Genomic DNA, 17,729 nt, shown 5'->3' on the forward strand with positions numbered 1-17,729 from the left:
CTCAGCGCAGCAGATCGAGGTCGTCCACGTCGACGCCCAGCGGCTCGCCCAGATCCTCGATCGCGTCGTAGAGCAACTCCAGCGAGTAGACCGGGTTATGGGCGTAATTGCCGGGATCGGCGGTCACCAGCTTCCAGTTGAAGGCCGCCCGCAGGCTGCGCGGCGTCCACGAGGCATAGGCCACGGGGTTTCCGTCCGCCATGTCCACCGCGCCGTCGCGGTTGGCATCGGCAAAGAAGTAGGGGTAGCGCGATCCGTCGTAGATCACCGGCACGCCCGCAACCTCGTCGGTATAGGCCTCGATCAGCTTCATCAGCGTGTCGGCGTTGCCCCTGATGTCAGACCGGATGCCCACGGTGGTGTCGCCGCTGCCGTCATGGCTTTGACGGGCTATGCGGATGGCTTCGGGGCTGTCGGCGAGGTGGCATGTCTGGCACGGCTCGAACGCGACCTCCAGCGAATGCGGATCGTGGCAGGAATTGCAGCTGGCCACGGGGCGAGCGTGGAAGAACCGGCCCGCGTAGTCGCGGCCTTCGTAGTGATACCCCGCGCCGCCGTAACCGCCCAGCCAGGTGGCGGCGGCGGTGGCGTAATGCGGATTGATGAAACGCAGCGCGGCGTCGGGTTCGTCCATCGGCAGGCCTGCGATGGCCTGCGTCACGTCCCGGCCGGCTGTGCGGCCCTGATGGCAGGTCAGGCACGACGCCTCGACCCCTTGCACCGGGTGTACCAGCCCGCTGGGAAAGGTGACCTCTCGGATGTCGGCCAGCCCGGCGTTGTGGCAGGTGCCGCAGTCCACGACGCCGCCGGTGTGGATTTGGCCCTCCACCACCCCGGCTTCGGTTCCGTCAAGCCCGTGGAAGTCGCGAAAGCCTTCGCCGGAATGGCAACTGGCGCAGCGGGCGTCGATCTCGCCGTCTTCGTCCCAGTGCCGGAACGCCTCATCCGCGGAACGCGCGTGTGCCGACCGGAACCATTCGGTGATCGCCTGATCGTTCTCGATCTTGATGTCGGCGGGCTCAAAGGGGCCGGATTGCGGCAGGGCAAAGGGAATGACGGCCTTGTCCTCCGTTCCGGTGGGGTCTGATGCCGTCTGGGCGGGCGCCATGGTGGCCAGTGTCAGGGCAAGTCCGAGGCCGGCGATGAATGACGCGAGGATCCGGAGGCGGCTCGGCAAGGCGGGATGGGGCAGGGGGGGCTTGGGCAATGGCGATTTGGACATGGCGGGCTCCTGTCGTAACGGCTGGCAGTTTCGGGAATGCGCTTCCCCGGAGCGTCGCCTGATGCGCTGAAGATGACCTTGATTTGGATCATTTCTGCCACTGAACGCGGCTGCTAGCCTGCAAATTCAGGGCGTTCCGGCGCCGGGCGCGTCGCAGGGGAACGGGACAGATGGGATTTTTCACGAGGGGAGCAGGGCTGGCGCCACGGTTCGGCACCCCACCGGAGTGCCCGACGGAGCGCGCCGAGATGGAATTCGTCACCACCGAGGAGGCGGCTGTCCAGGCGCCCGAAGGGTCCGCGCTTCCGATCACCCCGCTGGTGGCACCGGGCGACCGGGTGCTGCGCGGGCAGGCGGTCGCCAGCCTGCGCCACGCGCCCGGGATCAGTCTCGTGTCCCCGATCACCGGAACTGCCGCCCATGTGCGTCTGCATCCGGGGCGCAAACTGTCTGAGATCGTGATCTACCGGGAACAGGACGGGGACGCGGGCGCGGTGCGGCATGACACAGCGGCGGCTGCGGACGATGCGACGGACCTACGCCGGCTGATGCAGGCCTCGGGGGTCTGGCCCCTGCTGCGGCGCAGGCCCTTCGGCGGCATGCCTGCGGCAGAGGAGGTCCCTGCCGCGATCGTCGTCATGGCAACCGACACCCGTCCCGGAGCGCCGGACCCGCGCCGGGCGCTGGCTGGGCGCGAAGAGGATCTTGGCCGCGGACTGGCCGCGTTGGGGCGGTTGACTGATGGCCCGGTGGTCCTGTGCCTCCCCGAAGGTGCCGAGGAACTCCTGCCCACCGGGGTGATGCCGCGCCTGCGTCCGGTGATACGGGGCGCTCTGCATCCGCAGGGCGCAAGCGGGATCTGCATTCACCAGCTTTGCCCCGCCGCACCAGAGGCGCCGGTCTGGGATATGCACGCAGAAGATGCCGCGGCGCTCGGTGCATTGCTCAAAAAGGGTGTTCTGGAGATGTCGCGACTGGTCCGGATCGGTGGCGCGGGTCTGCGCGAAGGGCGTAGCCTGCGCACCCATCCGGGTGCCGATCTGCGCCAGCTGACCCGTCGTATCGTGGCGCCGGGGGGGCATGTGCTGCTGTCCGGTTCGCCGCTCGACGGCCGGCGGGTATCGTGGCTGGGTCCGCGCGACCGGCAGATCACCGTCCTGCCTGAGGTTCCGCGCCGTCCGCCGGCGCACTGGCTGGCGGATGCCTTGGGCCACGCGCCGCGCGGCACGCCCGTCATCCCAACGGCGGCGCTGACGCAGGCCTTCGGGGCGGCGCTCCCGGCGGCGGTGTTTGTTCGTGCGCTCGGGGCGGGCGACGAGGAAACGGCGCTCCGGCTGGGCCTCTTGTCGCTGCTGGAGGAGGACGTTGCCCTCGCGGATTACGTGCTGGGCGAAGGTGGCCAGGTCATGGCGCAGCTGCGCCGCATCCTCGACCGTGTCCAGAGGGAGACGGCAGCATGACCAAAGGCCTCTGGACGCGGGAAACCGTGGCCCTGCTGCTGCTTGCCGCGCATGGGCCGCTGGCGCTGATGTGGGTCTGGTACGGCGGGGCACTGTCCCGGCTCGTGCTGGCGCTGGTGGTAATCGGGGGCTGGCAGCTGGTGTTCATGCTGGCACGGGCGCAAGCGCCATCGCTGGCCGCGCTGGTGACGGCGCTGGCCATCGCCATGCTCGCGCCGCAGGATCTGGGCGTGCTGCGGCTGTCTCTGGGCATCACCTTCGGTGTGGTGATGGGCGAGCTGGTGTTCGGCGGCTGGGGCCGCAACGTGGTGCATCCGGCGACCGTGACGCTGGCCTTCCTCGGCTTCGGTTTTCCTGCCTTCGCATGGCCGGGGTTCGATGCGCCGGTGGGTTGGGCGGCGATCCCGGCGGCGTTGATCGGCTGCGTCACCGGCGTGATGCCCGTGGGCGTGATCGGCGGCGCGCTGGTCGTCGGCGGGGGCGCGGCCCTGACCGGGGCGCTGCCAGAGCCGGTGCTGCTGGCCGGGGGCGTGGTGCTGGTGCTGCTGGTGGCCGACCCCGTCACCTCTGCCGCGACAACGCCGGCGCGCTGGGTCAACGGCGGGCTCTATGCCGCGCTGCTGGTTCTGTTCCACAGCGGCTGGGACGGGGCGGCCCCGGTGCAGATGGCTGTGGCGGCGGCGCTGCTCGCTTCGCTGGCAGCCCCCCTGCTGGACGAGGCGGCGCTGGCACTCTGGGTCGCACGCCGAAGGAGACGTCATGGACAATCGTAACCCGTCCGATGGCACGCCCGGTACGCGGAATCCGTGGCGGCGTCTTCTGGCGCTGCCCAACGAAAGCCGCGCCAAGACGGTGATCGTCGCCTTTCTCGTTTCTGCCATATGCGCGGCGCTGGTCAGCGGCGCCACCGTGATGCTGCGCCCGATCCAGGCGGCGAACCGGGCCGCCGAGGAACAGGCCCGCATCGCGGCATTGGTACGCGGCATTCCCGGCATGGCGGGGTTGCTGGAGCAGTCTGGCGGCACGCTGTCGACGGTGGTGATCGACCTTGCCAGCGGTCGCGCCGCGGATGCCGTGCCGCCCGCCGCTCTGGAAACCGCGCTGGCCGATCCCGGCAACTGGACTGTGCTGGAGCCTGAACAGGACATCGCCGGGCTGGGCCAGCGCCCGGATTTCGTGCAGATATACCTGCTTCGGGACGAGGTCGGGCGGGTCTCTCTGGCGCTGCTGCCGCTGAGCGGCCAGGGCTACGGCGGGCGGATCGACGCCATCCTCGCTCTGGAGGCCGACCTCAACACCGTTGCGGGCATCGCCGTCACCCGCCATTCAGAGACGCCGGGCCTGGGTGGCCGCATCGACGAAGCCGCGTGGCAGGCCGGTTTCGCGGGGACCGCGCTGCGCGATCCGGCGGGCGCTGTCCGTTTTCGCGTCGCCAGCGGACCGGCGGCCGGGGATTACGAAGTCGACGGCATCACCGGAGCCACCCGAACCGGGCGCGGCGTCACACGAATGGTGCGTTTCTGGCTGGGGCCGGAGGGCTACGGGCCGCTGCTGGATGCCATGGCGCGGGGGGAATTCTGAGCCATGGTCCGCAGTCCCGCCTGGTCGACACTGACGGCGCCGCTGGTGCATCAGAATCCGGTGATGCTTCAGATCCTCGGCATCTGCTCGGCTCTGGCGGTGACGACGACGCTGGCGACGGCGCTGACCATGTCGGTGGCGCTGACCGTGGTGCTGACGCTGGCGGCGGGCGTGATCAGCCTGATCCGCCGCCATATCCCGGAAACCATTCGACTGATCGTCCAGATCGTCATCATCGCGTCGCTGGTGATCGTCATCGATCAGGTGCTGCAGGCTTGGTTCGCGGAACTGAGCCGCGCGCTGTCGGTCTACGTCGGGCTGATCACCACGAACTGCCTCGTTCTGGGCCGGACCGAAGCCTTTGCCCGCCACAACCCGCCGCCGCGTGCGATGATCGACGCGCTGGGCAACGGGCTGGGCTATTCGCTGGTGCTGTGCGTCATCGGCGCGCTGCGCGAGTTTTTCGGGAAGGGCGCCCTGCTGGGGCAGACGGTGCTGCCGCTGGCAAGCGAAGGCGGCTGGTTCACGCCGCTCAGCCTGATGCTGCTGGCGCCCTCGGCCTTCTTCCTCCTGGGTCTCATGGTCTGGGCCGTGCGCAGCCTGCTGCCCGAACAGGCCGAAGCCCCGCAGCACGCGCCCCCGCCCCGCGCAGAGGTGGAGCGATGAGCGATCTGTGGTCCCTCTTTCTGATCTCGGTCTTCGTGGACAACATGCCGCTGACGCTGTTTCTCGGGCTGTGCACCTTCCTTGCGCTGTCGAAGCGGCCGGAGGCGGCCATCGGCCTCGGGGTGGCGATGATCGGCGTGATGGGGGTCACCGTGCCGCTTAACCACCTGATCTATCGCGGGCTACTGGCCCCCGGCGCTTGGGGCTGGGCCGGAATGCCCGGCGTCGATCTGTCGTACCTCGCGCTCATTGCCTTTATCGGAGTGATCGCGGCGTCGGTGCAGGTCCTGGAGATGCTGCTTGACCGGTTCGCCCCGGCGATCCACGCCGCCTTTGGGGTGTTCCTGCCGCTCCTTACGGTCCAATGCGCGATCCTGGCGGGAAGCCTTTTCATGGTCGAGCGCAGCTATACCCTGGCGCAGTCGGCGGTCTTCGGGCTGGGCAGCGGGACCGGCTTTGCCATCGCGGTCGCGATGCTGGCCGCCATCCGGGGCAGGCTGGCCTATGCCGACCTGCCGGCCGGCCTGCGCGGGTTGGGCATGGCATTTGTGCTGACCGGGCTCATGTCGCTGGGCTTTGCCGCCTTCGCGCAGATGGCAGCGACCCAATGACGGAGATCGTGCTGGCAACCGCCGTGATCGTGGTCCTTGTCGTCGGCATGAGTGCCGGTCTGATCGGATTGCGGCGGCGGCTGGTGCCCGACACAGGGCTGGCGGTGGTGGTCAACGGTATCATGCGGCTGACCGCCCGCCGGGGCGAACAGCTTCTGAGCGTGCTGCACGGCGCGGGCATCGCCATCCCGGCGGCCTGCGGCGGGACGGGAACCTGCGGGCTGTGCCGCGTCACTGTGACCGGCGCCGGTGCCGGGGAACCGCAGGCGACGGAACGGGGGATGCTGTCCGCCCGCGAACGCCGCGCGCACCTGCGGCTGGCCTGCCAGACAAGGCTCAGGGGCGATTGCGCGGTAACGGTGCCGGAGGATTTCCTCGGCGCGGGGGGCGCCATCACCTGCCGCGTGCGGTCGACCCGGATGCTGGCGCCGCTGATCCGCGAAATTGTCGTGAACCTGCCCGAGGACCATCCCACCGATTTCCTTGCCGGGGATTTCATGCAGATCACCGCGCCTCCTTACACGCTGGATTTCACTACGCTGGAAATTTCGCCCGCCTTTGCCGACGCATGGGACATCGCGGGCTGGCGGGCCTTGCGCGTCAGCTCCGACAGGGAGGTGACGCGCGCCTATTCGCTGGCGTCCCGCCCCGAGGACGCCGGTCGCGCGGTGTTCAACATCCGCCTCGCCGTGCCACCCGCCGGGCGCGAGGACAGCGTGCCACCGGGGCTTGTTTCCTCATGGTTGTTCTCGCTGAAGCCGGGCGACGCCGTGGACCTTTCCGGTCCGTTCGGGGACTTCCACGTGCAGCCGACCGCGCGCACGATGGTTTTTGTCGGCGGCGGTGTCGGCATGGCACCGCTGCGTGCGATGATCCACCAGCAACTGGCGCGCGGGACTTCCCGCCACATCCGCTACTTCTACGGCGCGCGTTCGGCGGCGGACCTGTTCTACGCCGAGGAATTCGAGGCGCTGGGCCGCCAGCATCCGAACTTTTCCTGGACGCCGGCGCTGTCCGACCCCGCGCCGGGCGACCGTTGGCTGGGGGCGACGGGCTTTGTTCATGATACGCTGTATCGCGAGATGGCGGCGCACGCCGCACCCGAGGAATGCGAATACTACCTGTGCGGGCCGCCGGTAATGATTTCGGCGGTGCTTTCCACCCTTGATCGGCTGGGCGTCCCGCCCGAGCAGGTCTTTTATGACGACTTCGGAGCCTGAGGAGGCTGGGATGAGGAAACGGAGCCATGGACCTTCGCGCCGCGCCGCTCTCGGATTGTTTGCCGGGGCCGTTGCGTTGCCGCGCGCGGCACTGGCTGGCCCGGTGGAGACGCTGACGGGCCACGCCTTTGGCACCGGCTGGCGGATCACCGCGCCCGAGGGGGCGGATCTGCGGCGGCTCCGCACCGGTTTGGAGGAACTCTTTGCCGGGATCGACGCGCAGCTTTCGCCGTGGCGCGGCGACAGCGTACTCAGCCGTTTCAACGCGGATCCGGCAGGCAGGGCCGCCACGGACCCCGCGCTGACCCACGTCGGCGGTGCCGCGCTGGAGATCGCGCGCCTGAGCAACGGCGCCTTTGACCCGACCGTCGGACCGCTGGTGGCGCGCTGGGGCTTTGGCCCGATCACGCAGGGGGGCGGGCCGGACTGGCGCGGCGTGGCGGCAGGCCCCGATGGTCTGACCAAGGCGCGCGACGACCTGACGCTGGACCTGTGCGGCATTGCCAAGGGCTGGGCGCTGGACCGGGCCGCCGCGCTGGCACGGGAGGCGGGCGTAGAGAGCCTGCTTTTCGATCTGGGCGGGGAGTTCGTGGTCCGCGGCCACCATCCGGCGGGGCGGGCGTGGCGCGTGGCGGTGGACTCTCCGATCCCCGGCGCGCCGCCCCCCGCCGCACTGCGTCTGGATGACGGCATGGCCTTGGCGACCTCCGGCACGGCGTTGCAGGGTTACACGCTGCAAGGGCGGCTTTATAGCCACGTCATCGACCCCCGCGCACGGGCCCCGGCGGGTGGCGCGCTGCGGTCTGTGACGGTGGCGGCGGAAAAGGCCATTACCGCCGACGGCTGGGCTACGGCGCTGCTGGCGGCGGGCGACGAGGCGGGCCCTGTGCTGGCACGATCGCTGGGGATTTCGGCGCTGTTTCTCTTTGCAGAAGCCGGAGGCCTGCGCCGGCTCGCAACGGGGGCTATGGCGGAAATGCTGATCTGACTGGGGCGCACATGATGGAAATTCTCCTTGCCATTCTTCTTGTTACCCTCGCGGCGGCCGGGCTGGGGCTGGGGTTGCTGTTCGGGCGTGACCCCGTGCGCACCAGTTGCGGCGCGGCCGAGGGCATCGCGGTGGGGCGTTGCGCCGATTGCCCGCTGCGCCGCGCCGCCCGACGGGAAATGCGGCCATGACCGAATACCGCATCCGCGAAATCATGCGCGAGGATGTCCCGCGCCTGTCCCCCGACATGCCCATCCGTCGCGCGGTGGCCATTCTGGTGGAAACGAAGTCCGCCGCCGCGCCGGTGGTGACCGAGGACGGCGAGCTGCTGGGTATCCTCAGCCAGAAAGACTGCTTCGGCCCGGCGCTGAATGCCAGCTACTACCGGGAATGGACTTCGACCGTGGGGGATCAGATGTCCTCCGAGGTGGTCTGCGTCGATATTGACGAAGAGGTGATCCGCGTGGCCGAAATGTTCCTTGACCATCCGCACCGGGTGTTCCCGGTCTTGCAGGGAGAGCGGGTGGAAGGGTTGGTACACCGTTCGGACGTACTGGCGCTGCTGGTGCGCATGGGGTGATGGAATGCCGGTATGATCACGCAGGCGTGATTTTGGGCAGGCCCGTTCGGGGCAACGGGCTGAGGTGGATCAAGGACCGTGCGTAGGGATCGCGGCAGGCTGGTGGCGCAAAAGGATGGTACAGGGAGTCTACCATGACACGTTTCGCAATTCCGCTGATGATTTTCGCGGCGCCCGCACTCGCCGAACCGGGCGAACGTTACGGCTACATGATGGATGGATACGGCTATGGCGTCGGCATGATGTTCGGGCCGGTGCTGTGGCTGATCGTGCTGGGGCTGGTGGTGGCCGGCGTGATCTGGCTGGTGCGTGGTACGGAGGGCGGAGCGCGGCCAAAGTCGCGTGACGCGCTGGCCGAACTCGACATGCGTTTCGCCCGGGGCGAGATCGACGCCGAGGACTACGCCGCCCGCAAGAAACTGCTGAACGGTTAAACTGGTGCGGCGCCCCGGATCCGTGGCGCCGCGATCGCACGGTGTCAGGCGACCTCGATCCAGGTGGTCATGCCAGAGGCCGCGTGCGCCAGCATGTGGCAGTGGAACAGCCATTTGCCGGGGTTGTCGGCGGTAAACGCGATCTCGAGCGGTTCGTCCGGGATCGACAGGATCGTGTCCCGCATCGGGCCGAAACTGCCGTCGGCGCGAACCTCGCGGAAGTGCATCCCGTGCAGGTGCATGGCATGGGCAAAGGCGGTGCGGTTCTCCAGCCGCATTCGCACGGGTTCGCCCCGCGACAGGCGGGCAAAGGGGGACTCGGGCATCCCCGCCTGCCCGGAGAGCGCCCAGAACTGGCCGCGCTCGATCAGGGCGCGGAAATCGAGGCGTTCGCCCTGATAGGTCGCGCCTTCCATCCCCGCCATGGCGCCACCTTCCATTACCATGTCCAGCGCGCGGGCCTGTGACAGGTCGGGCGGGGCCATGGCCGGGTTGGGCGGCAGGGCAGGTGGCGCGGGGCGCGGCGTGGTCGCGGCGCGGCCCGTAACGGCGACCTCCACCAGTGCCCGCCAGCTGTCGTCCTGCATCGCCATGGCCAGCGCCGCGGGGGTGCCTTCTTCCGCGGTGATGTCCACGATCAGGTCGATGCGCTGGGCGGGGGCGAGGATCAGCTCCGCGCCAAGCGGCTCGGGCGTCGCCAGCGGCATTCCGTCCAGCGCCACGGTCCAGCCGGTCATGCCCTGCAACCGCAGGACAAAGATCCGCGCCGTGGCGGAATTGATCAGCCGCAGGCGCAGGCGGTCGTTCTGCCGCGCTGTCAGGCCATGGTCAAAGCGCCCGTTGACGCCGACGAGGTTCCCGGTCCTCCCGCCGTGACTCAGACTCATGGGGTGGTCGAAGGGTTCGGCAAAGCGCCCGGTGTCGGGGTCCAGAAGCCAGTCGCCGAGCATGAGCACTTCGTCACGGTCGATATCGGGGGCCTGCGCTTCGTCGACGATCAACGGGCCGGAGAGGCCGCGCGCCACCTGCTCCATCGAATTGGTGTGCGCGTGATACCAGTAGGTGCCGGCGTCAGGCAGGTCGAAGGCGTAGTCGAAGCCCTCACCGGGCGGCACCGCCTTCTGCGTCAGGCCCGCGACGCCGTCCATGGCATTGTCGATGCGGATGCCGTGCCAGTGCACGGAGGTCGGGACGTCGAGACTGTTGAGCAACCGCCGTTCCAGCCGCGTGCCCTGCGGCGCGCGGATCATCGGGCCGGGGAGGCTGCCGTCGTAGGACCAGACATCGGTGGCGGGGTAGCCTTCGGGCGCGAGTTGCACACGGGCCTTCTGTGCGGTGAGCGTCGCGGGTGCGGCAAAGGCGGGGCGGGAAAAGCCGCCCGCCGCGAGTCCCGTCAGTCCGGCCAGGCCGGAGCAGAAGCGGCGCCTTGTCAGAGTGTCTGCCATCATTTCAGTCGATCCCGTTGGCGCGTTGCAGTTCGCGGACGTAAGCCACGATGCCCGTCACATCGGCCCGTGTCAGCCCCTTCTGCGGGGGCATGTTGCCAAAGCGCCAGTGATGCGCCCGCACGCCGCGTTCCGCCGCCACGAAAAAGGCGCCGTCGCCGTGGTGCGAAGGTTCGTAGATCGGGTGGACGAGCGGCGGACCAAAGCCCTGTTTCCCGGCAGCGTTCTGACCGTGGCAAGCGGCGCAGACCGCGTCGAAGGCCTGTTTGCCCGCTCGGGCCTGTGCGGACAGGCTGTCCGGGAGCGTGACGGCGACGAGCGCCGTGCCCTCGGCAGGCCCCGCGTCCTGTGCCGTGGGGGCCGTTTCGGAGTGCGCGGTGGTGAAATAGACGCCGGTGGCGAGCGCAAGGGCGGCCACACCGGCGAGGGCGAGTTTTGTCATGGTGATGTCCCGAGATGCGCCGGGGCGGACCCGGCCTGTTCCGATGACTCCAGAGCCTTCCGGCCGCAGAGGTTGCGCGGCATCAGGCGCGCGGCGGGGGCAGGTCCCGGTCGGGGTCGTGGTGGCGGGCCGGAGTTGATGCGGGCAGGGCCAGCACCATGCGGTGCGGTGTAAGGTCCCGCAGCGAAACCTCCTGCGGCAGCAAGGCCACGGTGGCGGAGGCGTGGGGACAGTCGGGGATTTCCGCCGCACTCCCGCCGGGGAGGTGGTGGTTTTCGGGGCAGGCGTCGCACTGGTGCGTCATCGCCCCGGTCTGCGGAGCCCCGGCCTGTGCGACTGCGGCCTGTGAGACTGCGGCCTGTGCGACTTGGGCCTGTGCGACTTCGGCCTGTGCGACTGCGGCCTGTGCGACTGCGGCCTGGGGCGATTCGACAAGAGGGGAGGTTCCGGTCGTGCTCGTTTGCGGCAGGGCGGGCAGGGACAGCGCCACGGCCAGCACGATACCGGCCAGAAGCCGCCTCAGGGAGGCCATCGTGGCGAAACGTCCCACGGCGACTATTCCGCCGCGCGGGCCGACAGCCCGTCGAGGATGGCGCAATCCGGCGCATCATCGCCATGGCACTTGCCGACCAAGTCCTGCAACTGCGTTTCCAGAACCTGCAACTGGCGGATCTTTTCGCGTACGGTTTCGAGGTTGTGGACCGCCAGTGCGCGCACATCGCGGCTGGCGCGGTCGGGGTCGGCGTCGAGTTCCAGCAGGCGGCGGCATTCCTCCAGGCCAAAGCCCAAATGACGGGCCTGGGCCAGCATGTTCAGCTGCTCCAGCTGCCGCTGCCCGAAGTCGCGGTAACCGTTCGCGGCCCGCGCCGCCTGAACGAGGCCGATGTCCTCGTAATAGCGGATCGTCTTGACCGTCAGTCCGGTCGCCTTCGCTGCGTCTCCGATGTTCATTGGGGCCTCCTGCGGGCTTCAGCTAAAGCCTCCAGCAGGGGGAGGGTAAAGTCACATGGACGTGAGGCCCGTCCGCCACGAGGACGGGACCAGGATCGGGAGCCATCCGCGATGCGGACTGGCTGGCTAAGGATCAGGGGCCGTCCGCGATGCGGACGGCCGGGGACGCGTCAGAGCGCCTTCAGTTCCAGACGGCGGGCGTGCAGGACCGGTTCGGTATAACCGGAGGGCTGGCGTGCGCCTTCGAAGACCAGATCGCAGGCCGCCTTGTAGGCAATGCCGTCAAAGTCGGGTGCCATGGGACGATAGGCCGGATCGGCCTTGTTCTGGCGGTCGACCACCTCGGCCATGCCTTGCATGATCTCCGACACTTCCTGCCGCGAAATCACACCGTGGTGCAGCCAGTTGGCAATATGCTGCGCGCTGATCCGGCAGGTGGCGCGGTCCTCCATCAGGCCGATGTCATTGATGTCGGGCACCTTCGAACAGCCCACGCCCTGATCGATCCAGCGCACCACATAGCCAAGGATGCCCTGCGCGTTGTTCTCTACCTCGCGGCGGATCTGTGCCTTCGTCCACTTGCGGTAGGCGGCGAGCGGGATGTCCAGCAGCGCATCCACGTAGGCGCGGCGGCCACCCTTGGCGAGCTTTGCCTGCACCGCCAGAACATCGACGCGGTGGTAATGCGTGGCGTGCAGCGTCGCTGCCGTGGGGGAGGGCACCCATGCGCAGGTCGCGCCCGCGCGGGGATGTTCGATCTTCTGCTCCAGCATGGCGGCCATGGAATCGGGCTGCGCCCACATGCCCTTGCCGATCTGCGCGCGCCCCGACAGGCCGCATTCCAGACCGATATCCACGTTCTGGTTCTCGTAGGCGGTGATCCACGACTTGCGCTTGATGAAGTCCTTGCGGGAGAACGGTCCCGCCTCCATCGAGGTGTGGATTTCGTCGCCCGTGCGATCGAGGAAACCGGTGTTGATGAAGCACACCCGGTGCTTCGCCGCGCGGATGCATTCCTTCAGGTTCACGGAGGTCCGGCGCTCCTCATCCATGATGCCGAGCTTCACCGTATACTGCGGCAGGCCGAGAACCTGTTCGACGTGGCTGAAGATCGCGTCGGAGAAGGCAACCTCTTCGGGGCCGTGCATCTTCGGTTTGACGACATAAACGGACCCCTTGACGGAGTTCCGCAGGCCTTCGGTCTTCTTCAGGTCGTGCAGCGCGATGAGCGCGGTGAACATCGCGTCCATCAGCCCCTCGAAGACCTCGTTTCCGTCGCGGTCGAGGATCGCGGGGTTGGTCATCAGATGGCCGACATTGCGCACCAGAAGCAGCGCGCGTCCCTTCAGTGACAGGCGCGCGCCGCCCGGTCCGGCGTAGTCGCGGTCGGGGTTCAGGCGGCGGGTCATCCGGCGGCCACCCTTGTCGAAGGTCTCTGACAGGTCGCCCTTCATCAGGCCCAGCCAGTTCCGGTAGGCCTGCACCTTGTCTTCGGCGTCCACGCAGGCGACCGAATCCTCGCAGTCGATGATGGCGGAGACGGCGGATTCCAGCATCACGTCGGCCAGCCCGGAGGCAGAAACGCGCCCGATCGGGTGGTTGCCGTCGAAAACCAGTTCCACGTGCAGCCCGTTGTTGCGCAAGAGGATCGCGTCAGGCACGTCCGCCCGCCCGCGGTAGCCGACAAAGGCTCCCGGATTGCGCAGCCCGGCCCCGTCCACCTCAAGCTTGCCGTCCGTCACGCGGTAGCGCCGTGCTGTGGCATGGCTGGAGGCTTCCAGCGGAAACACCGTATCGAGGAAGACCGCCACCCGCGACACCACCCGCGCCGCCCGGCCATCGTCAAAACCGCGCGTGGGCTGCGGCCCCATGGCGTCGGTGCCGTAAAGCGCGTCGTAGAAGCTGCCCCAGCGGGCATTGGCCGCGTTCAGCGCAAAGCGCGCGTTTGTCACCGGCACCACCAGCTGCGGACCGGGGATGCTGGCGATCTCGGGATCGACATTGGCCGTCTCGATGGAGAAATCTTCGCCCTCGGGGACGATGTAGCCGATCTCCTCGAGGAATGCCTTGTAGGCCTCGCGGTCGTGCGGCGCGTTGCGGTGGGTGCGGTGCCAGTCGTCGATGGTGGCCTGGAGCGCGTCGCGGCGTTCCAGCAGGGCGCGGTTCTTCGGTCCGAAGTCATGCACCAGCGTCGAAAGTCCGGACCAGAGCGCATCCGCCGAAACGCCTGTGCCCGGCAGCACCTCCGTTTCGATGAACGTGGCAAGGCCCGCGCTGACCTGCATATCGGCGCGCGTGGTGCGGGTGTTGTCAAAGGGTGTAGCGGGGGTGGTATCGGGCACGTTTCAATCTCCGGCGTTTCGCAACGACAAGCGCGCCGGTCGACCGACCACCCGTCGCGGGCTGGTCGTGTCTGGCGTTCAGACAGCGATCCCTGTTGCAGGCTCCCCGGCGCTCCTCCGGCTGCGTGTTTAGGGCAAGCCGCGACCGAATGCCACGGGCTTTTGTCGGCTACGGCGCTTTGCACGGATTGCGGGAAGAATCGGGACGGTGGCGGTCACCAGTGATGCCGGGCCTTGCCCGCGCGCGGCGGCTGGCGCAGGATCGCGCGGCTGCCATTGGCGGCGTTCCCGAACAGGAGTAACCCGTGACACTGACCGACCGTTTCGCGGAGGCGCTGATCCGCGCTCATGACGCCGCGAAAGACGATCCCTCGAAAGACTTTCCGCACTCCTCCTACTCTGCGCCGCAGGGCGTGCCGACCTACGCCGAGGCGCTGGAGATCCAGACCCGCGTGATGGCGCATCTTGGTTCGGTCGGAGGATTCAAGGTCGGGCCGCTTTTCCCCGGTGAACCGGTTATCGCGCCTATTCCGCTGCGGCAGGTGTTTGTCTCCGGTGCCGAGGTTCCCGCCCGCGACCCGCTTGGGATCGAGTTGGAGATGGGGTTCGAACTGATGCGCCCGCCCGCGCCCGAGATGCGCTCTGCGCCACAGGACTTCTTTCGCCCCCGGATCGTGCTGGAACTGGTGGACCGGCGGCTGCCGGGCGATGGACACGATCCTCTGGTGAAGCTGGCCGACATGCAGTTGAACGCGGGCCTCGTACTGGGCGCGGCGCTGGACGGCTGGGACGGGCGCGATTTCACCACCTTCGATGCCAGCCTGCGCTGCGGCGACACGCAGGTGATCGATGGCTCGGTGTCGGTGCCGGGTGGGTCCGCGCTGGAAAACCTGCGGTTGTTTCTCGACCATGTGGGCGATCACTGCGGCGGACTGCGCAAAGGGCAGGTTGTCATCACCGGCTCGGTCTCCGGCTGCGAATGGTTCCCGCCGGGGACGGACGTGGTCGGGCTGATCGAGGGCTTTGACCCCATCGCCTGCCGGATCACGCGCGCCTGACGCAGCCGCCATCTGGCGGACAGGGGCATCGCCGGACCGTAACAGCGCCCGGGATGCCCGCCAAAGCGGCGGCGATCGAGAATTCTGCCCCCCGGCGGCCCGAGATCGCGCGTTTGCCCCTGTCAACGCCGGTCGTCCGTGCTGATCTGCGGGCAAACCCTTGTGACAGGCCCAACATGACTGTGACCACTGACCGCTGTTTTCCCGCCGCCTGCGCCCAGTTGGGCCCCATTGCCCGCGACGAGCCGCGGTCCAGCGCCGTGGCGCGGCTCTGCGCGATGATGCAGGAGGCATACGAGCGTGGCGCACGGGTGGTGGTCTTTCCGGAACTGGCGCTGACCAGCTTCTTTCCGCGCTGGCCGCTGGAGGGCGCGGCACTCGAACGCTGGTTCGAAACCACCATGCCGAACCGGGAGGTGCAGCCGCTTTTTGACCTGTCACGGCGGTTGGAGATGGGGTTCCACCTGGGCTACGCGGAGAAGACGCCGGAGGGGCGTCATTTCAACACCGCGATCTACGTGGAGCGCGGCCTGATCCTGGCAAAGTACCGCAAGATCCACCTTCCCGGCCACCGCGAACGAGAGGACTGGCGCCCATTCCAGCATCTTGAAAAGCGCTATTTCGAGAAGGGCGATCTGGGGTTCCCGGTCTTCGCCGGCGCGGGCGGAAGGCTGGGAATGTGCATCTGCAACGACCGCCGATGGCCGGAGACATGGCGGCTGCTGGGTCTCGGCGGTGCGGAGATGGTCATGCTGGGCTACAACACGCCGCAGCATTACCCGCCCGCGCCGGAGCACGATCATCTGCAGCATTTCCACAACGAACTGTCGTTGATGGCGGGGGCCTATCAGAACGGGCTTTGGGTTGTGGCGGCGGCCAAGGCGGGACACGAGGAAGGTTGCGACCTGATCGGTGGCAGCTGCATCGTGGCCCCCACCGGGGAGGTCGTGGCGCGCACGTCCACGGTGACGGACGAGGTCATCACCTCATGCGTCGACCTTGACCGGTGCGCGGAGATCCGGGCGAACATCTTCGACTTTGCCGCGCATCGGGAGCCGGAGGACTATGGCCCGATTTGTGCCCCGAAGGGCTAGCGGAGTTCCATCACGGCATCGACCTCCACCAACGCGTTGGCAGGCAAGGAGGCGACATTGACGGCCGTGCGGGCGTGGCGGCCACGTTCGCCATAGAGGTCGATGAACAGCTGCGAGGCACCGTTGACGATCAGCGGACCGTCGCCATAGCCCGGCGGGGCGGCGACGAAACCGCCCAGGCGGATCACCTCGGCCACGCAGTCCAGCGATCCGGTCAGCTGTCGGATGCAGAACAGCAGGTTCAGCGCGCAGAGACGGGCGGCGGCCTGTCCTTCTTTCGGGTCGAAGCCTTCGCTGACCGGGCCGACGTGCCGCGGCACGCCGTCCCATTCACAGATCTGGCCCGACAGGAACAGCAGCTTGCCGCTGATCTTGCCCGGCAGGAAAAGCGCACGGGAAGGCGCGGAGGGCGGCAGGCCCAGGCCCATGTCGCTCAGCCGCGTCTCGATCGGGCAGGTCACGCGGGTACCGGCCTGTTCGCCAAGGCGATGGCGTGGCGGATCAGCCCCAGGTCGGAGCCGGGCGGACCGATGAGAGAAACGCCACAGGGCGCCCCGTCGACAAACCCGGCGGGCAGCACCACCTGCGGCAGCCCTGCCAAACCCGCTACGCACAGCAACCGCATCGCGTCGTGTCGGTACGCGTCGAAGACCGCCACCGGCGCGTCCAGCCGGAAGGGCGGCGCGTGGGTGACAGGGGCGAGCAGCACGCCGTCCTCGCCCAGGAGCGATTCCATATGCGCGCGGAATGCCGCACGGGCCGTGCGGGCTGTGGCGATCTCGGGTTCGGTCAGGGCCTCCGCCGCCGCCGCGCGGCCGTCGATGCCGCGCACCAGCGGCATGCCCGAAGCGCGGATGAAGGGGACAACGTCGCGCCGTGCATCCGCGCCCATGGTGGTCAGGAAGGTCCGGTAGACCGCGTCCGCGCCGCCGGGGTACAGCCCCTCCAGCGGGGCCGCGTGGAGCGGGGCAAAGGTGCGCTCCAGAAGGGCACGCTGCTCGGCGCCTGGGATGCCCCACATCTCCAGAGGTTCCAGATAACGCGGCGTGGCCAATGGCAGGTCGTCGGTCAGCAGTACGGTCATGGCGCGCAGCAGGGTCGCGCCGTCGCGGGCAAAGATCCCGGCGGTGTCGTAGCTGCCCGCCAGCGGCTGCACGCCGCCGAGCGATATACGCCCATGCGTGGGCCTGATCCCCCAGACACCACAAAATCCGGCTGGTGCCCGCACGGACCCGCCCGTATCGGTGCCGAGGGCGATGTCGCAGAGGCCCCCTGCCACCGCCACCGCCGACCCTGAGGAGGAGCCGCCGGGAATGCGGTCGGGGGCGGCGGGGTTCACGGGCGTGCCGAAGTGCGCATTCATGCCGTACATGGACCACGCCAATTCATCCGTATGCGTCTTGCCGACAAAGCGCGCGCCCGCGTCCAGAAGCGCCTGCACGGCGGGGGCGTTCACGGTTTTTACGGCCGACATGGCCAGCGCGATGGGACAGCCCGATCCGGTGCGGTAGCCTGCGACGTCGTAGATGTCCTTTACACCCAGGGTCAGCCCCTCGAGTGGACCGGAGCCGTTCGCCACTGGAGAGGGCGGATAGGGCATGAAGCAGCGGTAGGGGTCTTCGGTCAAAAGCATGT

Annotated in this window: 20 protein-coding genes; 12 read left to right on the forward strand and 8 right to left on the reverse strand. The window is 68.4% G+C overall.

Annotated elements, in window-relative coordinates; all coding sequences use genetic code 11:
• Position 1: 1 nt before the first annotated feature.
• The gene (locus J5474_RS13590; RefSeq protein ID WP_245216452.1) at positions 2-1,222 is read right to left on the reverse strand and encodes a cytochrome c3 family protein; all 1,221 of its coding nucleotides are present in this window, start codon (positions 1,220-1,222) and stop codon (positions 2-4) included.
• 170 nt (positions 1,223-1,392) lie between these two features.
• Between J5474_RS13590 and J5474_RS13595 the strand changes: the two genes are divergently transcribed.
• From J5474_RS13595 to J5474_RS13640, 10 genes are all read left to right on the forward strand, one after another.
• Positions 1,393-2,682, forward strand: a complete 1,290-nt coding sequence (locus tag J5474_RS13595) for a Na(+)-translocating NADH-quinone reductase subunit A (RefSeq protein WP_209361460.1) — start codon at positions 1,393-1,395, stop codon at positions 2,680-2,682.
• Positions 2,679-3,455, forward strand: a complete 777-nt coding sequence (locus J5474_RS13600; RefSeq protein WP_209361461.1) for an RnfABCDGE type electron transport complex subunit D — start codon at positions 2,679-2,681, stop codon at positions 3,453-3,455. The genes J5474_RS13595 and J5474_RS13600 overlap by 4 nt, the downstream gene beginning before the upstream one ends.
• Entirely contained in the window at positions 3,442-4,263 is an 822-nt protein-coding gene (locus J5474_RS13605; protein ID WP_209361462.1) for a Na+-translocating NADH-quinone reductase subunit C, read from the forward strand. The genes J5474_RS13600 and J5474_RS13605 overlap by 14 nt, the downstream gene beginning before the upstream one ends.
• A 3-nt stretch (positions 4,264-4,266) precedes the next feature.
• Positions 4,267-4,929 (forward strand): NADH:ubiquinone reductase (Na(+)-transporting) subunit D, encoded by a 663-nt coding sequence (locus J5474_RS13610; RefSeq protein ID WP_209361463.1) that lies wholly within the window; start codon positions 4,267-4,269, stop codon positions 4,927-4,929.
• Positions 4,926-5,540, forward strand: coding sequence for an NADH:ubiquinone reductase (Na(+)-transporting) subunit E (gene nqrE, locus J5474_RS13615; protein ID WP_209361464.1), 615 nt, complete (start codon positions 4,926-4,928; stop codon positions 5,538-5,540). The genes J5474_RS13610 and nqrE overlap by 4 nt, the downstream gene beginning before the upstream one ends.
• On the forward strand, positions 5,537-6,760 hold the full coding sequence (gene nqrF, locus J5474_RS13620; protein WP_209361465.1) for an NADH:ubiquinone reductase (Na(+)-transporting) subunit F: 1,224 nt from the start codon (positions 5,537-5,539) through the stop codon (positions 6,758-6,760). Before nqrE ends, nqrF begins: the two co-directional genes overlap by 4 nt.
• Before the next feature lie 10 nt (positions 6,761-6,770).
• Positions 6,771-7,748 carry an FAD:protein FMN transferase gene (locus J5474_RS13625; RefSeq protein ID WP_209361466.1) on the forward strand — a complete coding sequence of 326 codons (978 nt, stop codon included), beginning with the start codon at positions 6,771-6,773 and terminating at the stop codon, positions 7,746-7,748.
• A gap of 11 nt (positions 7,749-7,759) precedes the next feature.
• A complete protein-coding gene (locus tag J5474_RS13630) occupies positions 7,760-7,939 on the forward strand; it encodes a hypothetical protein (protein WP_209361611.1) in 180 nt (59 codons plus the stop codon).
• Positions 7,936-8,328: a CBS domain-containing protein gene (locus J5474_RS13635; protein WP_209361467.1), complete on the forward strand. Its 393-nt coding sequence runs from the start codon at positions 7,936-7,938 to the stop codon at positions 8,326-8,328. The genes J5474_RS13630 and J5474_RS13635 overlap by 4 nt, the downstream gene beginning before the upstream one ends.
• A 134-nt stretch (positions 8,329-8,462) precedes the next feature.
• On the forward strand, positions 8,463-8,762 hold the full coding sequence (locus J5474_RS13640; RefSeq protein ID WP_209361468.1) for an SHOCT domain-containing protein: 300 nt from the start codon (positions 8,463-8,465) through the stop codon (positions 8,760-8,762).
• A gap of 44 nt (positions 8,763-8,806) precedes the next feature.
• Here the strand turns inward: J5474_RS13640 and J5474_RS13645 are convergent, their stop codons facing one another.
• The 5 genes from J5474_RS13645 to J5474_RS13665 form a co-directional block, all read right to left on the reverse strand.
• Positions 8,807-10,210 (reverse strand): multicopper oxidase family protein, encoded by a 1,404-nt coding sequence (locus J5474_RS13645; RefSeq protein ID WP_209361469.1) that lies wholly within the window; start codon positions 10,208-10,210, stop codon positions 8,807-8,809.
• Between the two features lies 1 nt (position 10,211).
• Entirely contained in the window at positions 10,212-10,649 is a 438-nt protein-coding gene (locus J5474_RS13650) for a c-type cytochrome (protein WP_209361470.1), read from the reverse strand.
• 82 nt (positions 10,650-10,731) lie between these two features.
• Entirely contained in the window at positions 10,732-11,199 is a 468-nt protein-coding gene (locus J5474_RS13655) for a hypothetical protein (protein ID WP_209361471.1), read from the reverse strand.
• Between the two features lie 5 nt (positions 11,200-11,204).
• Complete coding sequence (gene cueR / locus J5474_RS13660; protein ID WP_209361472.1) at positions 11,205-11,600, reverse strand: Cu(I)-responsive transcriptional regulator; 396 nt, start codon at positions 11,598-11,600, stop codon at positions 11,205-11,207.
• Positions 11,601-11,770: 170 nt separating this feature from the next.
• Complete coding sequence (locus J5474_RS13665; RefSeq protein WP_342454039.1) at positions 11,771-13,942, reverse strand: malate synthase G; 2,172 nt, start codon at positions 13,940-13,942, stop codon at positions 11,771-11,773.
• Positions 13,943-14,247: 305 nt separating this feature from the next.
• Here J5474_RS13665 and J5474_RS13670 point away from each other — a divergent pair, with 305 nt between their 5' ends.
• The gene (locus J5474_RS13670) at positions 14,248-15,000 is read left to right on the forward strand and encodes a hydratase (protein WP_209361473.1); all 753 of its coding nucleotides are present in this window, start codon (positions 14,248-14,250) and stop codon (positions 14,998-15,000) included.
• A gap of 176 nt (positions 15,001-15,176) precedes the next feature.
• Positions 15,177-16,094 carry an N-carbamoyl-D-amino-acid hydrolase gene (locus J5474_RS13675; RefSeq protein ID WP_209361474.1) on the forward strand — a complete coding sequence of 306 codons (918 nt, stop codon included), beginning with the start codon at positions 15,177-15,179 and terminating at the stop codon, positions 16,092-16,094.
• On the opposite strand, the gene J5474_RS13680 is transcribed toward J5474_RS13675, so the two are convergent.
• Both J5474_RS13680 and J5474_RS13685 read right to left on the reverse strand, forming a co-directional pair.
• On the reverse strand, positions 16,091-16,555 hold the full coding sequence (locus tag J5474_RS13680) for a RidA family protein (RefSeq protein ID WP_209361475.1): 465 nt from the start codon (positions 16,553-16,555) through the stop codon (positions 16,091-16,093). The two genes, J5474_RS13675 and J5474_RS13680, sit on opposite strands and share 4 nt — an antisense overlap.
• On the reverse strand, positions 16,552-17,727 hold the full coding sequence (locus J5474_RS13685) for an amidase (RefSeq protein WP_209361476.1): 1,176 nt from the start codon (positions 17,725-17,727) through the stop codon (positions 16,552-16,554). The genes J5474_RS13680 and J5474_RS13685 overlap by 4 nt, the downstream gene beginning before the upstream one ends.
• Positions 17,728-17,729 lie beyond the last annotated feature (2 nt).

This window comes from Sagittula salina, from assembly GCF_017813235.1.
GTDB classification, from domain to species: Bacteria; Pseudomonadota; Alphaproteobacteria; order Rhodobacterales; family Rhodobacteraceae; genus Sagittula; species Sagittula salina.

What these genes read in the sequence shown, in the direction of transcription:
- J5474_RS13590 (WP_245216452.1), bottom strand. Translation starts at nt 1,222, where the DNA reads ATGTCCAAATCGCCATTGCCCAAGCCCCCCCTGCCCCATCCCGCCTTG.
- J5474_RS13595 (WP_209361460.1), top strand. Translation starts at nt 1,393, where the DNA reads ATGGGATTTTTCACGAGGGGAGCAGGGCTGGCGCCACGGTTCGGCACC.
- J5474_RS13600 (WP_209361461.1), top strand. Translation starts at nt 2,679, where the DNA reads ATGACCAAAGGCCTCTGGACGCGGGAAACCGTGGCCCTGCTGCTGCTT.
- J5474_RS13605 (WP_209361462.1), top strand. Translation starts at nt 3,442, where the DNA reads ATGGACAATCGTAACCCGTCCGATGGCACGCCCGGTACGCGGAATCCG.
- J5474_RS13610 (WP_209361463.1), top strand. Translation starts at nt 4,267, where the DNA reads ATGGTCCGCAGTCCCGCCTGGTCGACACTGACGGCGCCGCTGGTGCAT.
- nqrE (WP_209361464.1), top strand. Translation starts at nt 4,926, where the DNA reads ATGAGCGATCTGTGGTCCCTCTTTCTGATCTCGGTCTTCGTGGACAAC.
- nqrF (WP_209361465.1), top strand. Translation starts at nt 5,537, where the DNA reads ATGACGGAGATCGTGCTGGCAACCGCCGTGATCGTGGTCCTTGTCGTC.
- J5474_RS13625 (WP_209361466.1), top strand. Translation starts at nt 6,771, where the DNA reads ATGAGGAAACGGAGCCATGGACCTTCGCGCCGCGCCGCTCTCGGATTG.
- J5474_RS13630 (WP_209361611.1), top strand. Translation starts at nt 7,760, where the DNA reads ATGATGGAAATTCTCCTTGCCATTCTTCTTGTTACCCTCGCGGCGGCC.
- J5474_RS13635 (WP_209361467.1), top strand. Translation starts at nt 7,936, where the DNA reads ATGACCGAATACCGCATCCGCGAAATCATGCGCGAGGATGTCCCGCGC.
- J5474_RS13640 (WP_209361468.1), top strand. Translation starts at nt 8,463, where the DNA reads ATGACACGTTTCGCAATTCCGCTGATGATTTTCGCGGCGCCCGCACTC.
- J5474_RS13645 (WP_209361469.1), bottom strand. Translation starts at nt 10,210, where the DNA reads ATGATGGCAGACACTCTGACAAGGCGCCGCTTCTGCTCCGGCCTGGCC.
- J5474_RS13650 (WP_209361470.1), bottom strand. Translation starts at nt 10,649, where the DNA reads ATGACAAAACTCGCCCTCGCCGGTGTGGCCGCCCTTGCGCTCGCCACC.
- cueR (WP_209361472.1), bottom strand. Translation starts at nt 11,600, where the DNA reads ATGAACATCGGAGACGCAGCGAAGGCGACCGGACTGACGGTCAAGACG.
- J5474_RS13675 (WP_209361474.1), top strand. Translation starts at nt 15,177, where the DNA reads ATGACTGTGACCACTGACCGCTGTTTTCCCGCCGCCTGCGCCCAGTTG.
- J5474_RS13685 (WP_209361476.1), bottom strand. Translation starts at nt 17,727, where the DNA reads ATGCTTTTGACCGAAGACCCCTACCGCTGCTTCATGCCCTATCCGCCC.